Annotated in this window: 1 protein-coding gene; it reads right to left on the bottom strand. The window is 74.5% G+C overall.

The window, feature by feature from the left end; genetic code table 11:
• Positions 1–224: 224 nt before the first annotated feature.
• The gene (locus tag AOK08_RS10520; protein ID WP_055525222.1) at positions 225–9,740 is read right to left on the bottom strand and encodes a type I polyketide synthase; all 9,516 of its coding nucleotides are present in this window, start codon (positions 9,738–9,740) and stop codon (positions 225–227) included.
• Between the last annotated feature and the right edge of the window lie 5 nt (positions 9,741–9,745).

Below are 9,745 nucleotides of genomic sequence, written 5' to 3' on the forward strand. Positions count from 1 at the left end.
GTTCTGCCGCTGGTTTCTGCCTGCCGCGCCTGGCACGGGCGGAGGGAAAGGGGCTTCTCCGCCTGCCTCCGGGCGTTCGGACGCTCCGCTGCGGGCCTGGTTGTTGACGCTATGGGGCTGGTCGGGGGCTGTAACCCCCAGAAGGGGCCTGCCGTCCCCCTAGAGTTCCCGGGGTCCTCTAGGGGGCGGCGGGGTCGGATCCGGTGGGGTCACCGGATCCGGATTCAGTGGATGCCGAACTCGTCTCCGATGAGGCTGAGAAGTTCTTCCGTGCTCACGGCGTCGAGTTCGTCGGCGTCGTCCTGCGGGCCGGCCGCTCCCGGGCTGCCGGGGGTCTCTTCGAGCTTGGTGAGGAGCACACGCAGACGCACGGCGAGCGATGCCTCGCGGCCGGGGTCGTCGCCGGGTGTCCGCAGGGCCGCTTCGAGGGACTGGAGGGCGAGCAGGGCCGGGTCGGGTGCCTCCACCGGGGTCAGGTCGAGCCCCTCGTGGAGGAGTTCGGCCAGGTCCTTGGGTGTCGGATGGTCGAAGATGAGCGTCGCGGGCAGGCGCAGGCCGGTGAGGGCGGAGAGCCTGTTGCGCAGGTCGACGGCCATGAGGGAGTCGAAGCCGAGGTTCTTGAACGGCTTGGCCTGGGGTACGGCCTCCGCGCTGGGCAGGCCGGCCGCGGTGGCGGTCTCGGCGCGCACCAGTTCCACGAGGGCGGCGCTGCGGTCGGCCGTGGAGAGCGGCAGCAGCCGCTCCCGCAGGCCGGCCGCCGAGACGGCCGGGCGGTTGCCGGTGCGGGGTCCCGCGTTGTCGGCGGCGAGGCCGCGCAGCAGTACGGGGGTGGCGGGCGAGTCGGCGTCCAGGGCCGAGGTGTCGAGCCGTACGGGGACGGCGACGCTCTCGCCGGCCGTGACGGCGGCGTCGAAGAGGGCCATGCCCTCGCGGAAGTCGAGCTGGCGCAGTCCCGCGCGGGCGATGCGCTTGAGGTCGCTCTCGGCGACGCCCGCGGTCATGCCCTCGCCGCGCTGCCAGGGGCCCCAGGCGAGGGAGAGGGCGGGCAGTCCGTCCGCCGCCCTGCGGTGGCACAGGGCGTCCGCGAAGGCGTTGGCGGCGGCGTAGTTGGCCTGTCCCGCGCCGCCCATGGTGCCGGCGAGGGAGGAGAAGACGACGAAGGCGTCCAGGCCGAGCGGGGCGGTCAGTTCGTGCAGGTGCTCGACCGCGTCGGTCTTGACCGGCAGGACGGTGTCGAGCTGTGCGGGGGTGAGGGCGGTGAGGGTGCCGTCGTCGACCGTGCCCGCGGTGTGGACGACGGCCCGCAGGTCGTCGACGGTGCCGAGGAGTGCGGCGAGCGCGGCGCGGTCGGTGACGTCGCAGGCCACGGCGCGTGCCGTCGCGCCGAGTTCACCGAGTTCGGTGAGGAGTTCGGCGGTGCCGGGGGCGTCCGGGCCGCGTCGGGCGGCGAGCAGCAGGTCGCGCACGCCGTGCTTGGTGACCAGGTGCCGGGCGACCAGGCGGCCGAGGGTGCCGGTGGCCCCGGTGACCAGGACGGTCCCGGTGGTGGGCCAGGGGACGGCCGGTGTCTCGGTGGCCTGGGGCAGGCGGGCGAGGCGTGGCACCAGGACGGTGTCGGCGCGCAGGGCCAGTTGGGGTTCCCCGGTGGCGAGTGCCGTGGCGACGGCCAGGGGCAGCGGGGTGGTGGCGCCGGGCAGGTGGTCGATGAGCAGGACGCTGCCGGGGTTCTCCAGTTGGGCGGAGCGGGCCATTCCCCAGACGGCGGCGCCCGCCGGGTCGTGGACGGTGTCGTCGGTGCCGGTCCGTACGGCGCCCGAGGTGGCCAGGACCAGTTGGGTGCCGGCCAGGGTGTCGTCGGTCGTCCACTCCTGGAGCAGGGCGAGGACGCGGTGCAGGGCGTCGCGGGCGGCTGCCGCCGTCGGCTCGGCGCGCGGCAGCGGGACGACGACCACATCGGGCGGCGAGGCGGCGGCGCGCAGTGCCGCGAGGTCGGCGAGGTGTTCGACGTCCCCGGCGGCCGTCAGGAGTGGCTCCGCCTGCGCGCGGGCGGCTAGGTCTCCGAGGACCGCATACCGGCCGGGGACCTGCCCGCCCGGGAAGGCGGGGATGTCGTCGAGGCCGGTCCACTCGGTGCGCAGCAGCCATTCGGGGCGGATGCGCACGGTCTCCAGCCGGTCGGTGGAGGTGGGCCGCATGTGGAGGGCGGCCACCGAGGCGACGGGACGGCCGGACGGGTCGGTGAGTTCGACGGCCACCTGGTCCTCGGCGAGGTCACGGACGTGGACCCGCAGCAGGGTGGCGCCCTGTCCGTAGGTGGTGACTCCCCGCCAGGCGAACGGCAGCAGGGGGCCGCCCGTGGTGGGTGCCGAGGGGCGGAAGGCCAGGGAGTGCATGGCCGCGTCGAGGAGGGCGGGGTGGACGGCGAAGCCGCCGCCGGCCCGCTCGGGCAGTGCCACCTCGGCGAACACCTCGGTGCCGCGCCGCCAGACGGCGGTCAGGCCCCGGAAGGCGGGCCCGTAGGTGAAGCCGTGGTCGACGAGGTCCTCGTAGAAGGTGTCGAGGGCGGCCGGTTCGGCGTCCTGCGGGGGCCAGGCGGTGAGCGGCGGCGTGGTGGGCGCGTCGGGTGCGGTCGGGGCCAGGGTTCCCTCGGCGTGGGCGGTCCACGGGTCGTCGGGGGCGGTACGGGCGTGCACGGACAGGGTGCGGTGGCCGGTGTCGTCGGCCGGGCCGACGGTGAGCTGGACCTGGACCTGGACCGGAGCGTCGGCGGGCACCAGCAGCGGGGCGGCCAGGGTGAGTTCGTCGAGGTGGTGGCAGCCGACCTCGCCGCCGGCCCACAGGGCGAGCTCGACGAAGCCCGTGCCGGGGAAGAGGACGGTGTCCAGTACGGCGTGGTCGGTCAGCCAGGGCTGTGCCGAGGTGGACAGTTCGCCGGTGAACAGGGTGGTGCCGTCGGTGGCCGACGCGATACGGGCGCCGAGCAGCGGGTGCCCGGCGGGGCCGAGGCCGAGCGCGGCGAGATCGCCGGTGGCGGCGGGCCGGGGTTCGGGCCAGTAGTGGCCGCGCTGGAAGGCGTACGTCGGCAGGTCGAGTCGGCCTGCTCCGCTGCCCGCGAAGAACGCGGACCAGTCGACGCCGGTTCCGGCGAGGTGGATGTGGGTGAGGGCGGTGGTGAGGGTCTCGTCCTCGGGGGCGTTCCGGCGCTGTGCGGGCACGCACACCGGGGGTTCGGCGGTGTCGGCCGTGTTCGCGTCGAGGCAGTTCTGGGCCATGCCGGTGAGTACGCCGTCGGGGCCGGCCTCCAGGAGGACGGTGACGCCCTCGGCGGTCAGGGTGCGTACCCCGTCGGCGAAGCGGACCGTCTCGCGGACGTGCCGGACCCAGTAGTCGGGTGAGCACGCCTGCTCGGGGGTGAGGAGGGCGCCGGTCACGTCGGAGACGACGGGGATGGTCGGCGGGCGCAGGTCGAGGCCCGCGACGACCTGGGCGAACTCGTCGAGCATGGGTTCCATGAGCGGCGAGTGGAAGGCGTGACTGACCGTCAGATTGCGGGTGCGCAGGCCTTGTTCACTGAACTCGGCTTCCAGCGACGCCAGTTCCTCGGTCGGTCCGGAGAGGACGACGGAGCCCGGCGCGTTGACCGCGGCGACCGCGACCGACGGGGGCAGCTTTCCGGTGACCTGCTCCTCGTCGACGGAGACGGCCAGCATGCCCCCGCCTGCGGGCAGTTGCTGCATGAGACGGCCCCGGGCGGCGATCAGCCGGCAGGCGTCGGGCAGGGTCAGTACGTCGGCGATGTGGGCCGCGGTGATCTCGCCGACGGAGTGGCCGAGGAGGTAGTCGGCGCGCACGCCCCAGCTCTCCAGCAGCCGGTAGAGGGCCGTTTCGAAGGCGAACAGGGCGGGCTGGGTGTACTCGGTGCGGTGGACGGCCTCCTCGTCGGGGGTGTCTCCGCCCGTACCGAGGACGATCTCCGCGAGCGGACGCGGCAGTTCGGGGTCGAGGTGCAGGCACACGGCGTCGAAGGTCTCGGCGAACACCGGGTGGGCGTCGTACAACTCCCGGCCCATACCGAACCGTTGGGCGCCCTGTCCGGTGAAGAGGACCGCGAGTGCCCCTTCGCGAGCGGTGCCGCGCAGTATGCCGGGCGGCAGTTCGCCGGCCGCGAGGGCGGTGAGGGCGGCGGTCGCGCCGGCCAGGTCGTGGACCGTGGCGGCGGCGCGGTGTTCGAGGGCGGCCCGGGTGGTGGCGAGGGCGTGGGTGAGGTCGGCGGTCTCGGGAGCGTCCGTCAGCCGGTCGAGGAGACGGGCGGCCTGGGCGCGCAGGGCGGTTTCGTCGTGGGCGGAGAGCAGCAGGGGCCAGGGGCGAGGTGTGGGTGCCGGTGCGGTCAACTCCTCGTCTTCGGGGGCCTGTTCGAGGATGACGTGGGCGTTGGTGCCGCTGATCCCGAACGAGGACACACCCGCGCGGCGGGGCCGTCCCGTCTCGGGCCACTCCCGCTCCTCGGTGAGCAGCTCCACCGCTCCGGCGGACCAGTCGATCTGGGGCGAGGGCTCGTCGACGTGCAGGGTCTTCGGCAGTACGCCGTTGCGCATCGCCAGCACCGTCTTGATGATGCCGCCGACGCCCGCGGCCGACATGGTGTGGCCGATGTTGGACTTCAACGACCCCAGGTACAGGGGCTGTTCACGGTCCTGCCCGTACGTGGCGAGCAGGGCGTGCGCCTCGATCGGGTCGCCGAGCCGGGTACCGGTGCCGTGCGCCTCCACGGCGTCGACCTCGGCCGCCTTCAACCCGGCGGCCTCCAGCGCATCGCGGATGACCCGCTGCTGCGCCAGCCCGTTGGGGGCGGTCAGACCGTTCGACGCACCGTCCTGGTTGATCGCCGAACCCCGTACGACGGCGAGCACCCGGTGACCGTTCCTGCGGGCGTCCGACAGCCGCTCCACGAGCAGCACTCCCGCGCCCTCGGACCAGCCGGTGCCGTCGGCGGAGCCCGCGAAGGCCTTGCAGCGGCCGTCCGCCGCGAGGCCGCCCTGGCGTTCGAAGTCGGCGAAGAGCGAGGCGTCCGGCATCACGCAGACACCGCCCGCGAGCGCGAGGTCGCACTCGCCGGAGTTCAGTGCCTGGGCCGCGCTGTGCAGGGCGACCAGGGAGGACGAGCAGGCCGTGTCGACGGTCACCGCCGGGCCCTCCAGTCCGAGGACATAGGAGACACGGCCGGAGACCACGCTGGTGGCGGTGCCGGTGACGGCGTATCCCGCCATCTGCTCGGAGCCGGGCGGGAAGAGCAGGGAGTAGCCGAGTCCGGCGGCGCCGACGTAGACGCCCGTACGCGTGCCGCGCAGGGTCGTCGGGTCGATGCCGGCGCCTTCGATCGCCTCCCAGGACGTCTCCAGCAGCAGCCGCTGCTGCGGGTCCATGGTGAGGGCCTCGCGGGGGGTGATACCGAAGAATCCGGCGTCGAACCCTGCGACGTCTTCAAGGAAGCCGCCCCGTGCCGCGTCCTGGGCGCGCCAGCCCCGGTTGCGCGGGAAGCCGGTGATGCCGTCGCGGCCCTCGGTGAGCAGGCTCCACAGCTCGTCGGGGTCGGTGACACCGCCCGGGAAGCGGCAGGCCATGCCGACGATCGCGAGGGGTTCACCGTCGGCGGCGGGGCGGCGACGGGCCGGGACTGTTGCCGTGGGGGCGGGAACGGACGCGTCGGCCCGGGTGCCGAACAGTTCGGCGTACAGGGCCTGGACCATGCGCCGGGGCGAGGGGTGGTCGAAGACGACCGAGACGGGCAGGCGCAGTCCGGTGGAGGTGGCGAGCCGGTTGCGGAAGTCCACGGAGGTCAGCGAGTCGAAGCCGAGTTCCTTGAACGGCCTGGTGGCCTGGACGGCGTCGGCGTCCTCGTGTCCGAGGGCGGCGGCGGCGGTGTCACGGACCAGACGCAGCAGGACGCCGGTGCGTTCGGTCTCGGTGAGGGGGGTGAGGCGTCCGCGCAGGGATCCGTCGTCGCCGCCCGTCGCCTCGGTGACGACGGCGCGCCGGGCGCGGACGGGCCGGGCCGCCGGGACGGGACCGGTGCCTGCCCGGCTGTCGGTGGCGGCGGGGCCGATGAGTCCGGCCGGGCCGGTGGGACGCAGCAGCAGGGCGTCGGCGGTGGCCACGGGGGCGCCGGTGCTGTCGGCGAACAGCACCGAGACGGTGGTGTCGCCGGTGCGGGTCAGCCGTACGCGCAGCCGGGTGGCGCCGGTGGCGTGGAGTTCGACGCCGCTCCAGGAGAAGGGGACGGCCGATTCCCGCTGGTCTCCGGCGAGTGCGTACAGGGCGTGCAGGGCGGCCTCGGAGAGGGCGGGGTGGAGGCCGAAGCGGGCGGCCTCAGTGCCCTGTCCGGCGGGCAGCCGTACTTCGGCGTGGACCTCGCCGTCGGTGCGCCACAGCTCGGTCAGCAGGTGCTCCTCGTAGGAGAAGCCGTCGGCGGCGAGCCGCTCGTGCAGTTCGGCGACCGGTACGGGCTCGGCGCCGGCCGGCGGCCACACCGTCAGGTCGGCGGCGGGGTCACCGGCTTCGGGGACGAGGGTGCCGGAGGCGTGCAGGGTCCACCCGGACGCGTCGGACGTGTCGGAGGAGTCGGTTGTGCCGGACGAGGAGTGGACGGCGAGGGTGCGGCGGCCGCCCTGGTCGGCACCGATGCGCACCTGGAGGCCGACGGAGCCCTCCGGGGGCAGCAACAGGGGTGTGTGGAGGGTGAGTTCCTCGATCCGCGCGCAGCCGAACCGGTCACCGGCGAGTACGGCGAGTTCGACGAAGGCGGTGCCGGGCAGCACCGCCCGGTCGCCGAGCGAGTACCCGGCGAGCCAGGGGTGGTCGTGCGGGGAGATCCGGCCGGTGAGGACCGCTCCCCCGTCGTCGGCGAGCCGCGCCATGGCGCCCAGCAGGGGGTGGCGCAGCGGGTCGAGGCCGACGGCGCTGACGTCGGCGCCCCGGCGCGGCCCGTCGGGCCAGTGGCGGCGGCGCTGGAAGGCGTACGTGGGCAGGTCGACGCGGCGGGCGCCGGTGCCGGCGAAGACGCGCGCCCAGTCGACGGGCGCGCCGCCGGTCCAGGCCTGGGCGAGAGCGGTGCGCAGCCGTCCCGTTCCGCCCTCGCCGCGGCGGAGGGTGCCGGTCACCGCGGCCTCGTGGTCGTCGTTCTCGACGCACTGCTGGACGGAGGTGACGAGGACGGGGTGCGGGCTCGGCTCGACGAACAGCCGGTGTCCGTCGGCCAGCAGGGCCCGTACGGCGGACTCGAAGCGGACCGGCTCGCGCATGTTGCGGCACCAGTAGGCGGCGTCGAGCGCCGCGGTGTCCTGGAGGCCGCCCGTGACGGTGGAGTAGAAGGGCACCCGGCCGGGGAGGGGGCGGAGCCCGGCGAGGTCCGCCATGAGCTGTTCGCGGAGGGGTTCGACATGCGGGGAGTGCCCGGGGCTGGCGGCGCCCGGGATACGGCGGGCCTGGACACCGTCGGCCGCGCAGGCGGCCACGAACTCGTCGCAGGCGTCGGGGTCACCGGTGAGCGCGACGGAGACCGGTCCGTTGACGGCGGCGATCCACAGCCGGTCTGCCCAGGGGGCGAGCCGCTCCTGGACGCGTTCCTCGGGCAGGAGCACGGAGGCCATACCGCCACGCACGGTCAGGGTCCGCAGCGCGCGGCTGCGCAGGACGACGACGCGTACCGCGTCCTCAAGAGTGAGGCCGCCCGCGATGTGCGCGGCGGCGATCTCGCCCTGCGAGTGCCCGACCACGGCGTCGGGTTCGACGCCGTACGCCTGCCAGGTCGCCGCCAGCGACACCATGACGGTGAACAGGACGGGCTGGATGACGTCGATGCGGTCGGTGTCGACGGCGCCGGGTTCGCCGCGCAGCACGTCGAGGACGGGCCAGTCGACGAGTTCCTGCACGGCGGCGGCGCACGCATGGGCCTTCTCGGCGAACGCCGGTTCGGTGTCGAGGAGTTCACGGGCCATGCCGAGCCACTGGGAGCCCTGGCCGGGCAGCACGAACGCGGCTCCGCCGGTGAGCGCGGAGGCGTCGGTGAGGGTGTCGTGCGGGCGGCCCTCGGCGAGCGCGGCGAGACCGGCGAGCAGGGTGTCGCGGTCGGCGGCGAGGAGCGCGGCGCGCTGGTCGAGGGGGGTGCGGGTGGTGGCCAGCGAGTGGGCGACGTCGGCGAACGGGAGCTCGGGGTGCTCGATGAGGTGGTCGGCGAGGCTACGGGCCTGTGCGCGCAGGGCGGTGGAGCCACGAGCGGACAGCAGCGCGGGCAGCACGGCGGGCCGGCCCTCGGGCAGGGGGTCCGGCCCGGGTGTGTCGCCCGTGGGTTCCTCGGCGGCGGGCGCCTGTTCGAGGATCACGTGCGCGTTGGTGCCGCTCACGCCGAAGGCGGAGACGCCGGCCCGGCGCGGGGTGTCGCCGTCCGGCCAGGCGCGGGCCTGGTCGAGCAGCCGTACGGTGCCCGAGGACCAGTCGACGAACGGTGTCGGGTCGTCGGCGTGCAGAGTGCGGGGCAGGGTGCGCTCACGCAGCGCCAGCACCATCTTGATGATGCCGCCGACCCCCGCCGCGGCCTGGGTGTGGCCGATGTTGGACTTCAGCGAGCCCAGCCAGAGCGGCCGTCCCTCGGGACGGGCGGCCCCGTAGGTGCCGAGCAGGGCGTCGGCCTCGATGGGGTCGCCGAGCTTGGTGCCGGTGCCGTGCGCCTCGACGGCGTCGATCTCGGCCGCCGTAAGCCCGGCGTCGGTGAGCGCGTCCCTGATGACGCGCTGCTGCGAGGGCCCGTTGGGGGCGCTCAGTCCGTTGGACGCGCCGTCCTGGTTGACCGCCGAGCCGCGTACGACCGCCAGCACCGGGTGCCCGTTGCGGCGAGCGTCGGACAGGCGCTCGACGACGAGGACTCCGGCGCCCTCGCTCCAGCCCGCTCCGTCGGCGGACGCGCCGAAGGCCTTGCACCGGCCGTCGGGCGAGAGCGACCGCTGCTGGGAGAGCATCACGTGGACGTCCGGCGTGGACATCACGGTGGCGCCGCCCGCCAGTGCCAGATCGCACTCGCCCGCCCGCAGCGCCCGTACCGCGAGGTGGAGGGCGACCAGCGAGGACGAGCAGGCGGTGTCGACGGTGAGCGCCGGGCCTTCGAGCCCGAGCACGTAGGAGATACGGCCCGACAGCACGCTGTTGGAGACGCCGGTGGAGCCGTGGCCGTCGATGCCGCCCTCGGTGGCGACCAGCAGGCTGGCGTAGTCCTGCTGGGAGACGCCCGCGAAGACGCCGGTACGGCTGCCTTTCAGGGTGCGGATGTCGAGGCCGGCGCGTTCCAGGGCCTCCCAGGACGCCTCCAGCAGCAGGCGCTGCTGGGGGTCCATGGAGTGTGCCTCGCGCGGCGAGATCCCGAAGAACGCCGCGTCGAAGGCGGCGATGTCGTCGAGGAAGCCGCCCTCGCGGACGTAGCAGGTGCCTTCCTTCGACGCGTCGGGGTCGTAGAGGGCGGCCAGGTCCCAGCCCCGGTCGTCGGGGAAGGAACCCACCGCGTCGCGGCCCTCGGCGACGAGCCGCCAGAGGTCGTCGGGCGACTGGACACCGCCGGGGTAGCGGCAGGCCATGCCGACGACGGCGATCGGTTCCCGGGCCGCCGACTCCAGCTCGCTCAGGCGCCTGCGCGTCCTGTGCAGGTCTGCGGCGACCTGCTTGAGGTAGTCGCGGAGTTCGTTGCCATCAGCCATGTGAA

The organism is Streptomyces graminilatus, assembly GCF_001418565.1.
GTDB lineage: Bacteria > Actinomycetota > Actinomycetes > Streptomycetales > Streptomycetaceae > Streptomyces > Streptomyces graminilatus.